The organism is Nostoc sp. (assembly GCF_036918015.1).
Taxonomy (GTDB): domain Bacteria; phylum Cyanobacteriota; class Cyanobacteriia; order Cyanobacteriales; family Nostocaceae; genus Nostoc.
Window position 1 is genome coordinate 103178 of sequence record NZ_JBALEO010000093.1, and the last position, 18315, is coordinate 121492.

An 18315-nucleotide genomic window follows, 5' to 3' on the forward strand; every position below is an offset into this window, starting at 1 on the left:
TGCTAGAAAAGAACATTACTTTTACAAACTATTTTGCAATCTCAAGGGAAATATGACGCAGAAAATCCTGAATTTTGTAGAAGTTCAAATAGATGGTACAAATGGTGTCGATGGACTTGCTGGTGCTAAATCCCTCACCGTCAGCCCCGATGGAAAATTCCTCTATGCTACTGGATATGATGACTCGGCTGTAGCGGTATTTGAGCGGGATACAACCACAGGCGCACTGAGTTTTGTCGAAGTTCAAATAGATGGTACAAATGGTGTCGATGGGCTTGCTGGTGCTGAATCTCTCACAGTCAGCCCCGATGGAAAATTCCTGTATGCATCTGGATATAGTGACTCGGCAATAGCAGTATTTGAGCGGGATATAACCACAGGCGCACTGAGTTTTGTCGAAGTTCAAATAGATGGTACAAATGGTGTCGATGGGCTTGCTGGTGCTAAATCTCTCATCGTCAGCCCCGATGGAAAATTCCTGTATGCTACTGGATATGATGACTCAGCTGTAGCGGTATTTGATCGGGATACAACCACAGGCGCACTGAGTTTTGTCGAAGTTCAAATAGATAATACAAATGGTGTCGATGGGCTTGCTGGTGCTGAATTCCTCACCGTCAGCCCCGATGGCAAATTCCTCTATGCTGCTGGATATGATGACTCGGCTGTAGCTGTGTTTGAGCGGGATACAACCACAGGTGCACTGAGTTTCGTAGAAGTTCAAAAAGATGATACAAATGGTGTCGATGGACTTGCTGGTGCTAAATCCCTCACAGTCAGCCCCGATGGCAAATTCCTGTATGCTGCTGGATATGATGACTCGGCTGTAGCTGTGTTTGAGCGGGATACAACCACAGGCAAACTAAGTTTTGTCGAAGTTCAAAAAGATGGTATCAGTAGTGTCGATGGGCTTGGTGGTGTCTCTTCCATTACTGTCAGCCCCGATGGAAAATATCTCTATGCTGCTGGATATGATGACTCGGCGGTGGCGGTGTTTGAGCGGGATACAACCACAGGCAAACTAAGTTTTGTAGAATTTCAAAAAGATGATACAGATGGTGTCGATGGACTTGGTGGTGCGGTTTCTGTAACTCTCAGCTCCGATGGCAAATATCTCTATACTGCTGGATATGATGACTCGGCGGTGGCGTTGTTTAGTGCGCCTTTCAATCATACGCCAGAAGTGGCAAATGAAATTCTTGACCAAGAAACCACCGAAGATAGTGTCTTCAACTTCACCCTTCCAGTTGACACCTTCAGCGATGTAGATGTTGAAGATACCCTGACTTACACTGCAACTCTAGAAAACGATAATCTACTGCCTACTTGGTTGAAGTTTGATCCTGCTACTCTTACCTTCAGTGGGACTCCCAAAAATAAGGATGTAGGTAATCTAAACATCAAAGTCACTGCTAAAGATATTGCTGGAGAGGAAGCCAGTGATATATTTACGCTTGGGGTTGCCGATAAAAAGACTCCTACGACTCTATTCACATTAATTACAGGCGATATCTTTAGTGTCAAGACTAAGCTGAAGACTAAAGGCAATAAAGCAAAAATCTCCATCAAAATTAAAACCAGCACTTCTAAAGAGGTGAATGAACTGTGTGTATTTAATGTTGATGATGATGAAGGTAAGATTGATGGCATAGCCCCTGGTGCACAAGGCTATACACAAGCTGCTCTTTTACGCTCCAAGGTGATTTTCTTCTCCCTTGCTAATATGCCCAAGGGTTTCAAGCATGACGATGTGAATAACGTCTTAGAATTTGACTCTGATACCAAACTCCGATTCTATAGCGTATCCAACAGTACTACTCAGGCTGTACTGTCTGGAAAAGCATCTTTTTCAAGTATCGTTTTTTCCTCAGCCACAAATACCAACACAGGAGAAGAAGGCTTTTCTCTCAACTTCCAAAATTTTGCTGTAACGGTTCAGGCAACAAATCAAGAAATATCTTTGGGTACAAGTTTGCAAGGCAAAAAGGAAGGCGAACTGATTGATTTACGGGGTGTAGGACAATCGGTAAAAGCTGACTTCAAGGTTTATAGAGAAGCTGCATTGAACAACTTTGTCGGTTTTTATCAGGTGGCTGATGAAAATGGTGGCATTGACACCAATAGCGATGGGAAAGCAGATATTCTTGTTGGACAAGCAGGTTATGCCGAAGCCGCTGTACGTGGACGTGTTACAGGCGTTGACTTGACGGTGAGCAATCAAGGTTCGGCAACATCTACCAGCACTTTCGGAACTGATTCGCTATTTGCACCCTTTATTATTATCAATGGTAAAGCGGATAAGTTTCTCGATAATAATGCCAATAACGATCCGAAGATTTACTTCTCATTTTTGGGTGCTAACTCAGATAAGGTAGATCACATTCGACTGTTGGGAAATAACACCTTTGGTTTTGAAGATTTAGCCAATGGTGGTGATAAAGATTATAACGATATGATTGTGCAGATCAATTTGAGTGTCAATATTGCCTAGTATCAACTACGTGCAATTACTTGGATAAATAACACAACCTCATCCCGGTTGCGGGATGAGGTTATTTTATGCATAGCGATTAGATGGACTCGCTATTAATTAAACTAGTAATTTTACTGAAGGCAGTTGTCGTCTTTCCTTCATAAATTTAATAGTTGATTCATCTAGGGTGACAAAAAATTTTCAGCTTTACTTTTCCAGTTAATTTTTATTAAATTAAGCCAGCAAAAAATTGATGGAGAATTATTTCATAAATAGGTATAGGTGATGTTTAACGAGGAAAGCTCCTATTTTTCGCCATTAGTGATATTGTCAATACCTGTATTCAAGAATTTGTAAAAAATAATTCAGAAATTTAAAGTTTTTTTTATTACATAATTCTTAACTAGGGTATTTACTTAGGAAAGCATCCATGATATTTTCATGTTGACCATCATAAAGTAAAATATGCAGCGCTAAATTTAACAACCACGTTTATGTGTTTTGGTTTGATGATGAGTATCCATATTGCATAGTTGCAATACTAAATATTGATTGATATTGATTTTAATTTTGTATAAATTATGTAGCGTTAACCAAGTGATAACTTGTCGTCGATCTATTTACAGTATGCTTTATTTTGAAAAACGCGTAACAATCGTAACCGTGTGATATAAATACAGGTCTGCAATTAGACTAAATTTCCCTCTGTGCTGTTACACATTTAAACACCTAAATTCCACAGAAGTCTTGTCACTGATGGCATAAAACCAAACACTGCCACTGTTAGTAAAAGAGATACTCCCTAATATTTTCGACTTAATTACTCACTTTAACTCGTTTTATATGACTTATATTAAGAACACTTTTCCCGAATTTCTCACCACCCTAGAGGGGTTTGAGCAGTTGCCAGATGGAGCGATCGCTAATCTATCAGAACAACTGCAAGCCTGGCGCTATCGCATAGGCCAGAAAATCATCGGTAAAGAAAGTCTCCCGGAACGCATCACTATCATTTATGAGGGACAAGTGCGCCTGTTGGGATACGACCCCCAGACGCAATTGCCAATCACCCTAAAATTACTGCAACCTGGGGAAATTATCGGCGAAATTGGTTTGTTACGCGATATCGCTTGTGAAACAGCGATCGCTTCCACCGAAGTAGTATGTTTAACCTTGAGTGCATCAGCATATTTTAGCTTTCTGGCTTCATACCCAGCTTTTGCCGAAGCTCGGAAGAACCGCAGTTATTTGGTAGAAGTTTTCGATATTCTCGGTTCCTATTGGCAAAAGCAAGCGATCGCTACTTTAAATCTCAGAGAACTGGCAGAAAAAGCCTTACCCCAGGCGAAAATACACTATCTCCCTTCAGGAAAAACTCCCTTCCACCAACTGGATAGCAAAAGCGTTTGGTTTGTGAGTGGCGGTGGTACAGTCACGAATTTTTCACCTAGCGATCGCCTAGAATCAGACGATGACAGAGATAAGATTCAGGTTATCGGTCAAAACCCCGCACGGTTGCTTGGTATACATCCGTCAGATTTGATCTTAGAAGATAGTGATGAGATAGAACTTGCAGTAACTGAAACTAGAGTAGATAGAAATAGCGCTGACGACCTAGATATTATTCCCTACGCATCAGACGAAATAGTTCCACAGACAGCGCCCCAAAACTCAAAGAACTCATCAAAACAAAAATACCCATTTTTTGGCGGTAAAGGAGAACTAAATTCAGCCTTCGCCTGCTTCCAAATGATCGCGAAGTACCTAGAAATGCCGTTTCGTCGAGAGGTGGTTCGCCGCATCTTAACTGAGCAAGTCAAACGTCAGGGGACTATATCGTTTCAAGTTACTGCTTACCTGGCAGAGTTAATCGGACTGAAGGCGCAGTTGATAGAGTTACCAGTCGCTTCAGTGACCCGCATTCCGACACCAGCGCTGATTCGCTACGGTGATAATTTTGCCGTTTTATATGAAGCGGATGCAAATACGATGGTTGTCGGTGTGCCATCTCAAGGAATTGTGCGCTGCAAACCCGCTCAATTGATTGAACAATTAGATGTCGATCCGACTGACTTTCCGCCCAAAGTTAGGGTATTACTGCTGACTGCTACCAACCAAACACCCCAAGAGCGCTTTAGTTTACGGTGGTTTCTGCCCTATTTATCAAAGCACCGTCGAGTCCTGATAGAGGTCTTTATTGCCTCCTTTTTCGTGCAGTTGGCAGCGTTGGCAAATCCGCTAGTCGTTCAGTTAATTATCGATAAAGTTATCACTCAAAATAGTATTGGCACACTACATATTTTGGGGGTTTTGCTATTAGTAGTCGGGCTATTTGAAGCAGTGCTGACTACCTTACGAACCTACCTATTTGTCGATACTACTAACCGGATCGATATGGGTTTAGGGTCGGAAATCATCGACCACTTACTACGTCTACCACTGCGCTATTTTGAACGCCGACCGGTGGGTGAACTTTCCACTCGCATCAACGAACTAGAAAATATCCGCCAATTCCTCACGGGTACTGCCTTAACAGTGGGGTTAGATGCTCTATTCTCGGTGGTTTATATCGGTGTGATGCTGATTTATAGTTGGCAACTCACGTTAGTCGGCTTAAGCACAATTCCCGTGTTTATTGTGATTACCTTAATTGCTTCTCCCACCATTAGCAGACAGTTACGTGCCAAAGCCGAACGCAATGCCGAAACTCAATCTTATTTAGTGGAGGTGATGTCAGGTATTCAAACAGTAAAAGCGCAAAATATCGAATTGCGATCGCGCTTTTCCTGGCAAGAGCGTTACGCCCGATTTGTCGCCGCTGGTTTTAAAACAGTTGTGACTTCTACTCTCGCTAACTCTACGAGCAACTTTCTCAACAAACTTAGCAGCTTACTTGTTTTGTGGGTAGGAGCTTATTTAGTACTGCAACAACAATTAACTTTAGGTGAATTAATTGCTTTTAGGATTATATCGGGTTACGTGACCAGCCCAATATTACGTTTAGCTCAACTCTGGCAAAGCTTCCAAGAAACAGCCTTGTCTTTAGAGCGTTTAAGCGATATTGTCGATACACCACAAGAAGGAGAAACAGACCGCTACAATATACCCTTACCTACCATTAAGGGAGCAGTGAAATATGAAAATGTTTCCTTCCGCTTTGGCACAAGTGGCCCTCTGCAACTTTCTAATGTCAACCTCGAATTTGAGCCAGGGAAATTTGTCGGCATTGTCGGACAAAGTGGGTCTGGTAAAAGTACGATGATGAAATTACTGCTGAGACTTTACGAAACTGAGTCCGGCAGAATTTTAATTGATGGTTATGATATCGCCAAAGTAGAACTTTATTCGCTGCGACGACAAATTGGCGTAGTTCCCCAAGAAACATTATTGTTTGACGGCAGCGTTCAGGAAAATATTGCCCTAACCAATCCCGATGCCACAACCGAAGAAATTATTGAAGCGGCTCAGGTTGCGTGCGCCCACGAGTTTATCATGAACTTACCCAACGGTTACAACACGAGGGTGGGAGAACGGGGTTCTGCACTTTCAGGTGGACAACGACAAAGAATTGCGATCGCTCGTTCAGTTTTACAACGACCAAAATTATTAGTTTTAGATGAAGCAACTAGCGCATTAGACTATCCCACAGAACGGCAAATATGTCTCAACTTAGCCAAAGCATTCAAGGGTGATACAGTATTTTTTATTACCCACCGACTGAATACCGTCAGTAATGCAGACATGATTGTTGTGATGGATAACAGCAGGGTTATAGAACAAGGTAGCCATCAAGAATTAATGGCTACCAAGGGTCATTATTATTACCTGTATCAGCAACAAGATGTAAACTTGTAATTAGTCATTCTTGAGGGCAAAGATTTTTGGCATCGGGAAACATTGCCCACTCTACAAAAAAGTCAAAATCCAAAATCCAAAATCGTTATGACTCAACTTAATGGGAATCACCTCAACGGCAATCACAAAAACGGCAATCACAAAAACGGCAATCACAAAAATGGAGTGAAGCACGATTCACAGGTACTGACAAAACAACAGAAGGCTGCTCAAGAGTCTTTCACTAACTTAAACAATCAGGAATTTGAGCAATCTATTGTCTTGCGCCAATCTCCAATTTGGTCGCGTACAATCATGATTACACTAGTGGGGCTAGCCTGCTTTGGTATTGCTTGGACTTATTTTGCAAAAATTGAGCAAGTAGTGCCAGCAACCGGGCAATTAAAACCCCAAGGAACAGTCAAAGAAGTTCAGGCTCCTGTGAGCGGAGTGGTGAAAACAGTTAATGTAAAAGATGGACAAGAAGTGAAGCCAGGTGATTTACTGCTAACTTTTGATTCCATAGCCTCTGTTGCCGAATTAAATTCTTTGAATAAAATTCGCCTTGCATTAATGAAAGAAAACCAGATTTATCGCCGATTGATGGGTGCAAGCACGGGCACTGGCTCTGAACTGTTATATTTGCGCGGTAATTTGCCACAAGAAACTGCTTTTCTGTTGAAAAGTCGGGCAGCATTAGTAGCAGAAAATGAATTATTCCGCACTCAATTAAAAAATTCTGGTCAAGATTCTGGAGTAGGAATTGATGAGCAGCAACTTCTCCGAGTTGCCAAACAGGAATTAGACTCTCGGTCTTCCGCAGCGCGATTAGAAGTAGAAAAGACCAAAAAACAACTGACTCAAAATCAAATTAAGCTGGAAGATAGTAAATCAAGTTTAGCTATTCAAGAGGGAATTTTAACTAAGCTGAAGATATTAGCAGAAGAAGGTGGGATTTCTCAACTTCAGTATCTCAATCAGCAACAAGAAGTTCAAAACCGCACGGCAGAAGTAGCGCAACTAGGTGAAGAACTGAAACGTCTCCAGTTTGATATAGAAAAAGGACAACAAGAGTTAAGCAATACGGTGGCTGTTTCTGATAAAAACATTTTGGATAAGATAGCCCAAAACAAACAGCAGATTGCCACAATCGATAGCCAATTCATGAAAGTTGTGCTGGAAAATGAGCAGCGTTTGGCAGATGTCAATAGTAAAATATCTCAATCGCAGTTAAACGTTAAATATCAAGAACTCCGCGCACCTGTAGCTGGAACAGTTTTCGATTTGCAAGCAAAAAATCCTGGATTTGTCGCAACTCCAACGACAAAACTGTTGCAAATAGTCCCCAAGGAAAACTATATCGCTGAAGTTTTCATCACTAACAAAGATATTGGCTTTGTGCGAAAAGGTATGAAAGTAGATGTCAGAATTGACTCCTTTCCTTACAGCGAGTTTGGCGATATTAAGGGAAAAGTGAATGACATAGGTTCAGACGCATTACCGCCAGACCAAACCCATCAGTTTTACAGATTTCCGGCAAAAGTCTCATTAGATAAACAATCCCTCGTGATTAAGGGCAAAAAAGTTAACTTGCAATCAGGTATGTCCATCAGTGCCAATATAAAAGTGCGCGAAGAACGGACTGTGCTTAGTTTATTCACGGAGTTGTTTACCAAGCAAGTTGATGCTCTTAAAGAGGTACGATAAAGAGGGTTGAGTTAAAAGACCGCAGTGACTCTACAAGGAGAGTTGCTACTTCACTGAGTACATCAGTACTGATTACTTTTTTCTCTCTCAGCACTCCACACTCTTGATAATGGTTAATTTTCAACGCATCGAACCCGCTCCTGGACAAGAATCAGTTTGGGATTATCCCCGTCCTCCTCTTTTGGAGGACACAAGCAAACATATCCAAATAGTCTTTAACGGAGTAGTAATTGTAGATACTCACAGCCCCAAACGTGTTTTAGAAACTAGTCATCCTCCTTCTTACTACATTCCCCCAGCGGATATCAAAATGGAATATCTACAGATGACTCCGCAATCTAGCTTTTGTGAGTGGAAGGGAAGTGCTGGTTACTACACAATCCGAGTTGGTGATAAAGAAGTCCATAATGCTGCCTGGTTCTACCCCAAACCCACACCAGTCTTTGAATCTATCAAGGACTATGTAGCTTTTTATGCTCATTTAATGGATAAATGCTACGTTAATGGCGAAGAGGTGCAACCACAACCAGGTAACTTCTACGGTGGTTGGATAACCAGTGATATTGTAGGGCCATTTAAAGGCGCTCCTGGTACTTGGGGATGGTGAATCGATTTTGGATTTTAGATTTTCCTGCGGAACGCTACGCGTAGCTTGCTTCCCCAGAGGGTTACGGCTACGCTCAGTCGAACGATTTTAGATTTTGGACTTGTCGTGAGCGTTGAGTCTAACGATTTTTAATTTTGGATAATAAAATCTATCAATGTAGGTTGGGTTGTAGCTTGCTTCCCCGTAGGGGTACGGCAATGAAACCCAACATAAACAAGGATTAAATGTTGGTTTACCCTACCCTTCCCTTCGGGACGCTACGCGTAGCTTGCTTCCACGAAGTGGTACGGGAAGCAAGCTACGTTCCTCAACCCAACTTACTACTAATAAACTGAGTTTTTAGGATTACTGAATTGATGTTCTAGCTACCTAGCAGCTTTCGTTTCAAACATCAAATACGTCCCTCCTAGCCCTTCTACAATTGTGCGTGTATTGGCAATCATCATTTTCTGATAAGTGTCCGCGTCGCTTTCTGGTTCACCAAGTCCCTCAGCATATATCTTTCTGTTAGAAATGTTTACTTCAGCAACTCTTGCTACTGATTGAATCAAATTAGGATTGATTTCCACCTCAGAAAAAATCGTTGATACTTTAGCCCGTTTAATGTTGGTAGCCAAATTGCTGACTCGTTCTGCCGTCAGTTTTTCATTAGTATTAATACTTTGCAATCCTCCTGCCAATGAAATACGGTATGCTTTGGCGTAATAACTCAGTGCATCAGAGGTTGTAACTAATTTACGTTCTTTGGTAGGAATACTGGCAATTCTTGACTTAATCCAGCTATCTAGCTGAGTGAGTTCATTGGTAATTTTTTTAGTATTACTGCTATAAGCCTCTGCATCACTAGATTGTAATTTTCTCAAATTACTATTAATTACCTCCACCATTCTGATAGCATTTTTGGTATTGTGCCAAACATGAGGATCGGTTATATTTTTACCACCTGCCTGAAATTTTTGTGGCTTAGGCACTGCCAGTTGAGCAACAGCTATTTTTGGTGTAGGGTTTTTAGTCGCTTTAATTAACTTGATCAGATTTGGTTCAAAATTGTAGCCATTATAAAGAATAAGATTAGCTTGTTCAATGGCTTTACGATCTTCCGGTTTTGGTTTATAAAATTGGGGGTCGGCGGTAGGAGAAATTAAGCAGGTGAGGTTAACTGTATTTCCAGCAACCTGCCTGGTTAAGTCACACAGTACGCTTGTAGTCGCTACAACTTGGGGAAGATTCTCATTTACCTGGGTGTTAGTCTGAGTGAATGTAGTTCTTACAGCTTGATTTCCACACCCAACAAATCCAATTGTCAAGGCAGCAAGAATAGCTGGGAAGAAATTATTCAATGGTGATTTTTTTGACATCCTCAACTCCTACTGGATGTATAAAAAAAGATAATCATTATTGGTAAAGTATTAGTAAAATACCAGGGGAAAGTCTTCAGCAGGGAAGAGGTTAATAGCTGAGGGGGAAGCCTTCGGCAAAGAAAGGGGTAAAGGTTAAGGGAAGAGGAATTAAGAGACTTTCTCTTCTATCACTTATCTGTTTCCCAAGTTCACACCCAGCAATTTTTGGTTAGTGAACCACTAGTGAGGTTTTTGCAGGCAAAATATTAGTTAACTGCACACGACAGACTGGAAAACTGGTAGAGGTAGAAGCACAATAATAAAGGCAATGCTGGAGAGTCTCCAAGGAGTGTAGTGTAGTTCTCTCACCATCTGTTGAAGGGTCTATACCATTGTGCTTACATCCCACAAAGCTCTCAAATTGGCTAGGATTATCAGGTTAAGGAGTGGGAGGTAGTAATGATGGGGCTTATGGAGCATACGGGTTGATTTCGCAAACCAAGTCGTGAATCTAAGGCAATTGTAGCTGTGGTTTTGCGAGGAGTGGACATATCATTGTTACAAAATTGGCAAATTGGCGATTTTTTAGCCATCAGCCTTTGTTACACTAATTTTCACCTAGTAAAGTCTTTCAATATCGCTTAGAGCATTATCTAACTACTTTTTATTGCCAGAATACAGATGTACTTTGTGCCACAAATTTTATCCTTTAATTTCTTCATGATTAAATAAGAGCCAAATCAAGTATATAGAACAATTCCTCAAAGCTAATATTAGTCAAGATAAACAATGGTAATTTTAGTTGTCATAATTAACACCCTGATTTCACTGGTACTACTCTATGTGGCTTGGCGGGTGTGGCAACTTAAGCAGCAGCTAGCATATATAGCAGATAGGTTAACCGCCTATGAAAGTTGTACCAATGCAGCACTGAATAAAGCACCCGAAAATATTTATCTCAGCCAACAGAATATTTATAACTTACGGCAGAGAAATCAAGCGCTACAAATACAAATTCAACAAGTGCGGCAAATTATCAGTCTACTTTTGCTAGGGCGGCAAATCTGGCAGCGTTATTTTCCGAAGCTAGAGTTAATATCTGGGAAAAGAAAAGTTGCAAAATGAGTTATATCATGTCCGCTTGATTACTTACTAAACCCCAAGAACCCCACCCCGCCAAAGCTGCGCTTTGTCTCCCCTCCCCGCTTGCGGGGAGGGGCTGGGGGTGGGGTGCAATGACTTTGGGAATCATAACTAATTATACGGACATGATATTATGTCAGGTTCACATAACATCACTATCCACATCTGGATTCACAAAATATTCAAAATATTATTAGTGGGATAGGTTTTTGTATAACGACGCTCAAATTCGTGGCAGGTTAAGCGATCGCCACTTTCTAAGGGAGGGATAAAAACGCTATTATTTAAGCTATGTTCCACAAAAGCCGTAAAAAGCGCCCCCCATTTCTGGAGGGCGCTTTTTATTTAGCTAATACTTAAGTATTAGCCGTTGATAGCAGGAGCAGTCATTGCTACAGGAGTAACTTCACCAGCAGCTAAGTCTAGGGGGAAGTTGTGAGCGTTACGCTCGTGCATTACTTCCATACCCAAGTTAGCGCGGTTGATTACATCTGCCCAGGTGCTGATAACGCGACCTTGGGAATCAATGATTGATTGGTTGAAGTTGAAACCGTTCAGGTTGAATGCCATCGTGCTGATACCCAAAGCGGTGAACCAGATACCGACGACAGGCCATGCTGCTAGGAAGAAGTGCAGTGAACGGCTGTTGTTGAAGGAAGCGTATTGGAAGATTAGACGACCGAAGTAGCCGTGGGCTGCAACGATGTTGTAGGTTTCTTCTTCTTGACCGAATTTGTAACCGTAGTTAAGGGATTCGGTTTCTGTGGTTTCACGCACCAAGGAAGAAGTTACTAGAGAACCGTGCATTGCTGAGAACAATGAACCGCCAAATACACCAGCCACACCTAACATGTGGAAGGGGTGCATCAAGATGTTATGTTCTGCTTGGAACACAATCATGAAGTTGAAGGTTCCAGAGATACCCAAAGGCATACCATCAGAGAAAGAACCTTGACCAATTGGGTAGATCAAGAATACTGCGGTAGCGGAAGCCAAAGGTGCGCTATAAGCTACGCAGATCCAAGGACGCATACCTAAGCGGAAAGAAAGTTCCCACTGACGACCGAGGTATGCAGCACAACCGATCAAGAAGTGGAAAACTACCAACTGGTAAGGACCACCGTTGTACAACCACTCATCTAAGGAAGCTGCTTCCCAGATTGGGTAGAAGTGCAAGCCGATAGCGTTTGAAGAAGGAACAACTGCACCAGAGATGATGTTGTTTCCGTAGATCAAAGAACCTGCAACTGGTTCGCGGATACCGTCGATGTCCACGGGAGGAGCAGCGATGAAAGCAATCACGAAGCAAGTTGTAGCAGCTAGTAGGGTGGGGATCATGAGAACACCAAACCAACCGATGTAAATACGGTTGTCGGTGCTGGTGATCCACTCGCAAAAGCGATCCCATACATTAGCGTCGGAGCGCCGTTGTAAGGTTGTGGTCATGGTTTTATAAGTGCTATGGGTTGTTGAATATGGAACAAGCATTATTTATTTTTGCTTGTTGAAATACAGTCTACATGAATTTACTTTGACGCGAACTGTGACTTAATACTCTGTAATAAAATACTTTAACAAAGCTCATCAAACTGTAAAGTTTTTCTACTATAAACAATAGTCATGAAAGTAATGGATTGAGGCTTTTTAAGCCATTGTAAATACAATATAGCTATTACTTTGAATGACGCGATCGCCTAGCTATCTACCTTTACACTTCTTTACAATTAGCCGATGAAAAACATTTTAAGTCTTGTCGATTTGTAACTAAATAATAAGCTCTATATTGTCTGATAGTCCAGTTAAAAATCAAAGTAAATGTAGGGCAAACTGCCTTCAGGAGCTAATAACCAAACAGCGTAAAAACATAGAGGGACGAATACAAGCTTAATAGGCCAGTTAAACTCTAACTTCAGCATTCGATTGAAGGCATAGACTACAGCCATAAGAGCTGCTAAACCTATAAGTACCCAAGCGAGTTGGGATTGGCTCATATTTAAGGCTTCCACATAGACCTTTTCAGCAAACTGGGCGTCAGCCGGATAACCCCAAAGATGTCGAATTACCAAAGAAGAGTCTTGGAGATTAGGTAGACGGAACCAAATCCAAGAGGTAAAAACCATCAGTTGAGTTAAGAACCAAGCGACAAAGATACCTAGAGGATTTTGCCAGAATTGTTCTAGATTTTCAAAGCGATCGCTTATAGAATCTGTAAGTCGATGAACCACCAAAGCTAATCCGTGGAGTATACCCCAAACGACATAACCCAAAGCAGCACCATGCCAGATACCAGCAATTAGCATCACAAGAAATAAATTCCAGCAGGTACGGACTAAACCCCGACGGGAACCACCCAACGGAAAGTAGACATAGTTACGTAGCCAATCTCCCAGAGTTATATGCCAGCGCCGCCAAAATTCGGAAATATTGGTGCTGAAATAAGGAAAGTCGAAATTTTCAGGTAGAACCAAGCCGAAAAGCATAGCACTACCACGGGCAATGTCTACGTAACCGTTGAAATCTAGATATAACTGCAAACCATAAGCGAATGTAGCTAACCAGAGATCCGTACTACCGGCCCGTTGCAAATTACCGAAACATAAATCTACAAAAATTCCCAAGTGGTCTGCAAAAATACCTTTTTTGACTGCGCCCCTAGCAATCAACCACAGCGCTTCAGCAACTTTACTAGTACTAGGTAATTCTAGTGTATTAAATTGATTTGCTAAGTTGTGATAGCGCGTAATCGGCCCTGAAATCAGTTTAGCGAAGAATAATTTGTATGTAGCAAATTTAAGAAAATTATCAGTAGCAGGGGCACCGCGATAGACATCTATTAAATAAGCAATACATTCAAAGGTGAAAAATGAAATTCCCAAAGGTGCAATTAACTTAAAAGAGCTATCTGGTGAGTTTGTTTGGACATGAAAAACAAACTTGAATAAAGGGGTAAAATACTTAAAAGCTAATAGCAGCAAAACATTGAGAATTATACCCACCCACAAAACTTTTAGACGGCGACGATTCCAATCAACTTGAGCAAATTGCCACTCTTCATTAGAAATTTGCCAGTCAAGAGAATGTTTTCCTGGTGATGTGTTGTTACCAATTTCCAGCCCTATACGGAAATTGATAAACGTTAATGCTAATAGTAATGGTATGTATTGAATGTGCAAAGATGAATAGAAAACCAAACTAGCAATTAGCAGCGTCCACAATCGCAATTTATGTTGTGCTAAAGACCAGTAAATTCCTAACACACTTAATAGGAACAGCCCATAAAAAATTGATATAAAGTTCATTTTTTAGTCATTTGTCATTTGTCATTTGTCATTTGTCATTTGTCATTTGTCATTTGTCATTTGTCATTTGTCATTAGGCTTTGGGTATTAATCGATAATTCTTCTTCCCCTGCCTCCCCTGCCTCCCCTGCTCCCCCATCTCCCTACTTCACTGGCCAAGGAATCATCGGATCGTTAGCTAGCTTTTTCGAGACTTCGTATGCACCAAACCGATTGAGGTGGCTAGGATCGGAAAAGAAATCGTTTACTTTTGGCCACTGTTGACTCAAATCACGATAAATAAAGTTGGGATTAGTAGCCAAACGCAACATATATTGCTGAAATTGTTGCTCATATTGTTTACGCACTGGATCTAAATAATCTGCCGTCAGAGGCATATTGACAAACACTAAGGAGATTTTCTGAGACTGGGTAAACTGAAGCACTTCTTGAAAAGCAGTATCTTGCTGTCCTTCTACTTGGAAAGATTTATAGTCGTTGTCATAATTTCCGGGAACTCTAGAATGTTTTTGATAGTATCTCGCGGGATTAAAGCGAATAGACAAGGGTAGAAAGCCATCAAAGTCAACGGCTTGCTGGGAAATACTTTCATCTGAAGTCCCGTCTGTCAACTGTTTTTGTGATGCAACTGTCTGATTCTTACCAAATAAGAGCAGTTGTTTTTGCAGTAAACTTTTAATTTGGTCGCGGTTTTGATAGCTACTAGAAACAGATGCTAGAGCCTGATTTAACGACTGATTGACGGCTTCATAAGTACTAATTTCCTGTTTTTCTTCGTTTGTCTTTTGTTCTTCCGAATTTACTGTATTTTCTGGTAAATCATTGCTATTTGCAGTGGTTGCTGTTTTTTGGAATGATTGCTTATAACCAACGGATGCAGCAAGCGATTTAAAGGTAATATCCTCGCGTCCACCGTTGAAAGCACGCGCCCCATCTGCCCAGATAATTATTTTGGGTAGTTCTGATGGTTCTAGTACGTGACGAATCACAAAGTCTACAACTTGTGCTGTAGCACCGTTGATCCCGAAGTTAAACACGTCAAGATTTGGATAGCCTTGAGTTGCTAAAGCTTTAGAAAGTGCTGCGGGATCTACTCCTCTGAGGGCACGGGAGGAGCCAATAATCAATACATCTGGAGGACTACCAGTTCTCGCTAAACGCTGTTTATAGAGTGCTAGTTGCTCGTCTAACTGCCTGACATTAAAACTTGGCATCTGCGATCGCGCTGCTAAAAGAATAGCTGTTGCGGTTGCTTTTTCCTTCAGTGGTGCGGCTGCTAAATTATTTTTTGGGGTATCATCACTCTGGGTAAATTCCGAAGCATTAAATACAGAACTCTGATTTGGAGGAGATTTTGTTTTGGAAGTGCTGCTAAAAAATGTTGTTTTCTCAGTCTGATTTTTCCCAGATGTCAAAGATGCCTTTGGCTCGGAAGATGAAGATGGGAGGGTAGCACTAGCTACTTTTGGCGTGGGCGTATTAAGTGCAATAATTCGACCCAATACCCAATCAGTTTGGAGGGTGAGCAATAATCCGAGTGTTCCCCAAACCAGAGCAATTTTAATTCCTTGAACATCGTGATTGGGTTCTGCTGACTCGTTGCTTTCGGTAAATAGCTGGCTTTTCAACAGGAATTTTCTCGCAGTTGAACTCGCCGTTGCTATCCAATCTCGCGCTACTTCTGTTACAAAATTTTGAACTTCTTCTGTCGTTAAGTCTGGGCGCAAAATTGGCTCACTAGTCTCAGATGTTACTAAATCGTTAATGTATATAGAAGTAGCAGCAAATTCTGGGGTTGCTTCTGGTACTAAACGTTGGCGATGTTCAAGATCGACGCCATAATGCCAAAAAGGTTCTTTATTCCCAGCCCGGCGACCGTAGATACGTACTCCCATAATACCGGAAATTTTTAACTGGCGGATAAACTGCGTAATTTTACTTGCTACTTGTTGTCGTTGTGGACAAACAGGTGCATCACACATAATGTGCAATAAACGATTTTTGTTCAGTAGAAGTACGCGAATTCCACCTGTCAATAGTCGCCAATCCAAATCAGGATTGAGTAAGCGCTCTAGTAAAAATACCATTGCTGGTTCATCGCCAGTATTTGCCAAATCTAGTGGTGATAAGGCAAAGGTGGGATAGTTGGCTGCGGGTAAAGCCAGCCAATCAATCCAAGTAGGTTCCTTGTCGCCTGCTTTTTGTCCGTATATAGTGGCGGCGAGAATGCCTTGAGGAGCGATCGCTTCTAGTTGCGGTAAAATTGCCTCTAAGCACACTGCCTTATCTGGAATTGGGGCAGTTCCTAAAGGATCGAAAGCTGGGATACAAAAAATATGTAGCGTTGATTCTTTCAAAGAAACTTGGACACCAACTTTTAACCCTGATAGTACCTCAGTTAATAATCGCGCGATCGCTTGGATATCTCCCCAACGCGCCCACTCCTTCAGCATCACCTCTGGTGGCGTCAAATCTACCCGCAACAGCCAATCAGGGGCAGTTTCGCCGCTCACCTGAGAAACAATTACGGCATCTTGGTAGCCGGAAAGCTTGAGATAACGCAACTTTTGTGCTATCGGTTCGGCAAGCAACGATGCATCAGGGCTATAGCTTGACTGGCAAAATATCCACAGGCGATTTTCTTCTGGCTGAGAATTCTTGGGCTTATATAGCTTAATCTTTACTTGTACTGATACACCTAGCGTACTCAGAGTTTCGCTCAGATATCGAGCGATCGCTTCTGGATTGCCTTGGCGTGCCAAACTTTCGTTAGAGACAATTAGCGCCCCACCCGGTTGTTTTGATTTTTCCGAGTCTGCTAGCAGCGCTTGTTGCACCTGATCGAGATGCTTATCTATTTGATTCAAGTGAACTCGATGGCACCATGAGGGGCGCTGTTCCCCTTTTCTGCGGCCATAGACAAATACTTGATATATTGAAGTTTGTTCGCTGCTTGTGAGGATATCTAAGTTTGTTTGCTGTAGTGCTTGCAGCAAATCAGACAAAGTACGCCAACGCTGCGGACATTCTGTACCTTCACAAAGAATATGAAGGTCATTTCCCCGCAACCGGACTTTCACTCCGAAAGTGTTGATCCCTGTTGCTTGGCTCACCCATTGCACTAGGGATTGCTGGCGATCTGGTAATACTGTTTTCATGCTCAGTTAACTTTACAGGAAGCGATGGTTGGGGGATAGTGCCTGCACTTGTAAACTAGAACCATAGGTCTATCACACTCTGACGTTTTTTTTTAACAATTTTGTTACCTTCGTAGCTCACAAAATCGGACAAGATAGTCTTGTATAGGTTGCAAGTCTGACTAATGTTGAGTTTTGCGTTTATTTTACTAATAGGGAGTCAAAAATCAGAAGTTAGGAGTTAGGGGTTAAAAGTTAGGAGCCAGGAGTCAGAATAATTCTATATGACTGGTTGATAACTTTTCCTTGAAAGTCGGATTTGCGTCCCACTGCTCTAATGCCCCTGATGGGCGAAACAAACAATAAGCTTATCTCATTAAACTCCCTTCCTTTATCGTTGGAGTCATCTTAACTCCTAACTCCTGACTCATAACTCCTAACTTTTTCTTACTCATGCTTCCCATAACCAAAAATTAGCAATGCCTCCTACCAACCAACAGTCTTCAGCTAAACCCGCATCCAATCTGGATTTATTTCCCATTCCTCAATCGTTCCTTTTACAAATAGGTACAGCGTCTATATTACTGCTGCTGATTACTGGAAAAACCACAGTAAGAGCACTAGAAGCCGTAGGAGAAGCTAGTGAAGAATTATTTCGAGGCGATCGCCTACCCAATTTAGACTTCCCAGATGAACCCGAAATCAATCAAGATGAGAAGATATACACTAAATAATTATTTGCTCAGGAACAACCCGGTGAGCATTAAGTGCAAAA

At 41.7% G+C, this 18315-nt stretch carries 10 protein-coding genes; 6 read left to right on the forward strand and 4 right to left on the reverse strand.

Features of this window, described 5'->3' with window-relative positions:
- The first annotated feature begins 52 nt into the window (after positions 1 to 52).
- The 4 genes from V7K61_RS29365 (at position 53) to V7K61_RS29380 (ending at position 8621) form a co-directional block, all read left to right on the forward strand.
- A complete protein-coding gene (locus tag V7K61_RS29365; RefSeq protein WP_335059018.1) occupies positions 53 to 2491 on the forward strand; it encodes a beta-propeller fold lactonase family protein in 2439 nt (812 codons plus the stop codon).
- A gap of 825 nt (positions 2492 to 3316) precedes the next feature.
- Positions 3317 to 6328, forward strand: a complete 3012-nt coding sequence (locus tag V7K61_RS29370) for a peptidase domain-containing ABC transporter (protein WP_335059020.1) — start codon at positions 3317 to 3319, stop codon at positions 6326 to 6328.
- Positions 6329 to 6415: 87 nt separating this feature from the next.
- Positions 6416 to 8014 (forward strand): HlyD family efflux transporter periplasmic adaptor subunit, encoded by a 1599-nt coding sequence (locus tag V7K61_RS29375; protein ID WP_335059021.1) that lies wholly within the window; start codon positions 6416 to 6418, stop codon positions 8012 to 8014.
- A 109-nt stretch (positions 8015 to 8123) separates the two neighbouring features.
- Positions 8124 to 8621, forward strand: coding sequence for a DUF427 domain-containing protein (locus tag V7K61_RS29380; protein ID WP_335059023.1), 498 nt, complete (start codon positions 8124 to 8126; stop codon positions 8619 to 8621).
- Positions 8622 to 8986: 365 nt separating this feature from the next.
- Here V7K61_RS29380 and V7K61_RS29385 read toward each other — a convergent pair whose 3' ends face one another.
- Positions 8987 to 9979, reverse strand: a complete 993-nt coding sequence (locus V7K61_RS29385) for a metal ABC transporter solute-binding protein, Zn/Mn family (protein ID WP_335059025.1) — start codon at positions 9977 to 9979, stop codon at positions 8987 to 8989.
- 771 nt (positions 9980 to 10750) lie between these two features.
- Between V7K61_RS29385 and V7K61_RS29390 the strand changes: the two genes are divergently transcribed.
- On the forward strand, positions 10751 to 11086 hold the full coding sequence (locus tag V7K61_RS29390) for a hypothetical protein (protein WP_335059027.1): 336 nt from the start codon (positions 10751 to 10753) through the stop codon (positions 11084 to 11086).
- 381 nt (positions 11087 to 11467) lie between these two features.
- Here the strand turns inward: V7K61_RS29390 and psbA are convergent, their stop codons facing one another.
- The 3 genes from psbA to V7K61_RS29405 all read right to left on the reverse strand — a co-directional run bounded on the left by psbA (position 11468) and on the right by V7K61_RS29405 (position 17561).
- Complete coding sequence (gene psbA / locus V7K61_RS29395; protein WP_335059108.1) at positions 11468 to 12550, reverse strand: photosystem II q(b) protein; 1083 nt, start codon at positions 12548 to 12550, stop codon at positions 11468 to 11470.
- Between the two features lie 353 nt (positions 12551 to 12903).
- On the reverse strand, positions 12904 to 14403 hold the full coding sequence (locus tag V7K61_RS29400) for an MBOAT family O-acyltransferase (protein WP_335059029.1): 1500 nt from the start codon (positions 14401 to 14403) through the stop codon (positions 12904 to 12906).
- 143 nt (positions 14404 to 14546) lie between these two features.
- Positions 14547 to 17561 (reverse strand): DUF1574 family protein, encoded by a 3015-nt coding sequence (locus tag V7K61_RS29405; protein WP_335059031.1) that lies wholly within the window; start codon positions 17559 to 17561, stop codon positions 14547 to 14549.
- 458 nt (positions 17562 to 18019) lie between these two features.
- Between V7K61_RS29405 and V7K61_RS29410 the strand changes: the two genes are divergently transcribed.
- Positions 18020 to 18274, forward strand: coding sequence for a hypothetical protein (locus V7K61_RS29410; RefSeq protein ID WP_335059033.1), 255 nt, complete (start codon positions 18020 to 18022; stop codon positions 18272 to 18274).
- The last annotated feature ends 41 nt before the right edge of the window (positions 18275 to 18315 follow it).

Bases quoted from the DNA above. Each gene is read 5' to 3' on its own strand.
- V7K61_RS29365 (WP_335059018.1), top strand. From the start codon at position 53: ATGACGCAGAAAATCCTGAATTTTGTAGAAGTTCAAATAGATGGTACA.
- V7K61_RS29370 (WP_335059020.1), top strand. From the start codon at position 3,317: ATGACTTATATTAAGAACACTTTTCCCGAATTTCTCACCACCCTAGAG.
- V7K61_RS29375 (WP_335059021.1), top strand. From the start codon at position 6,416: ATGACTCAACTTAATGGGAATCACCTCAACGGCAATCACAAAAACGGC.
- V7K61_RS29380 (WP_335059023.1), top strand. From the start codon at position 8,124: ATGGTTAATTTTCAACGCATCGAACCCGCTCCTGGACAAGAATCAGTT.
- V7K61_RS29385 (WP_335059025.1), bottom strand. From the start codon at position 9,979: ATGTCAAAAAAATCACCATTGAATAATTTCTTCCCAGCTATTCTTGCT.
- V7K61_RS29390 (WP_335059027.1), top strand. From the start codon at position 10,751: ATGGTAATTTTAGTTGTCATAATTAACACCCTGATTTCACTGGTACTA.
- psbA (WP_335059108.1), bottom strand. From the start codon at position 12,550: ATGACCACAACCTTACAACGGCGCTCCGACGCTAATGTATGGGATCGC.
- V7K61_RS29400 (WP_335059029.1), bottom strand. From the start codon at position 14,403: ATGAACTTTATATCAATTTTTTATGGGCTGTTCCTATTAAGTGTGTTA.
- V7K61_RS29405 (WP_335059031.1), bottom strand. From the start codon at position 17,561: ATGAAAACAGTATTACCAGATCGCCAGCAATCCCTAGTGCAATGGGTG.
- V7K61_RS29410 (WP_335059033.1), top strand. From the start codon at position 18,020: ATGCCTCCTACCAACCAACAGTCTTCAGCTAAACCCGCATCCAATCTG.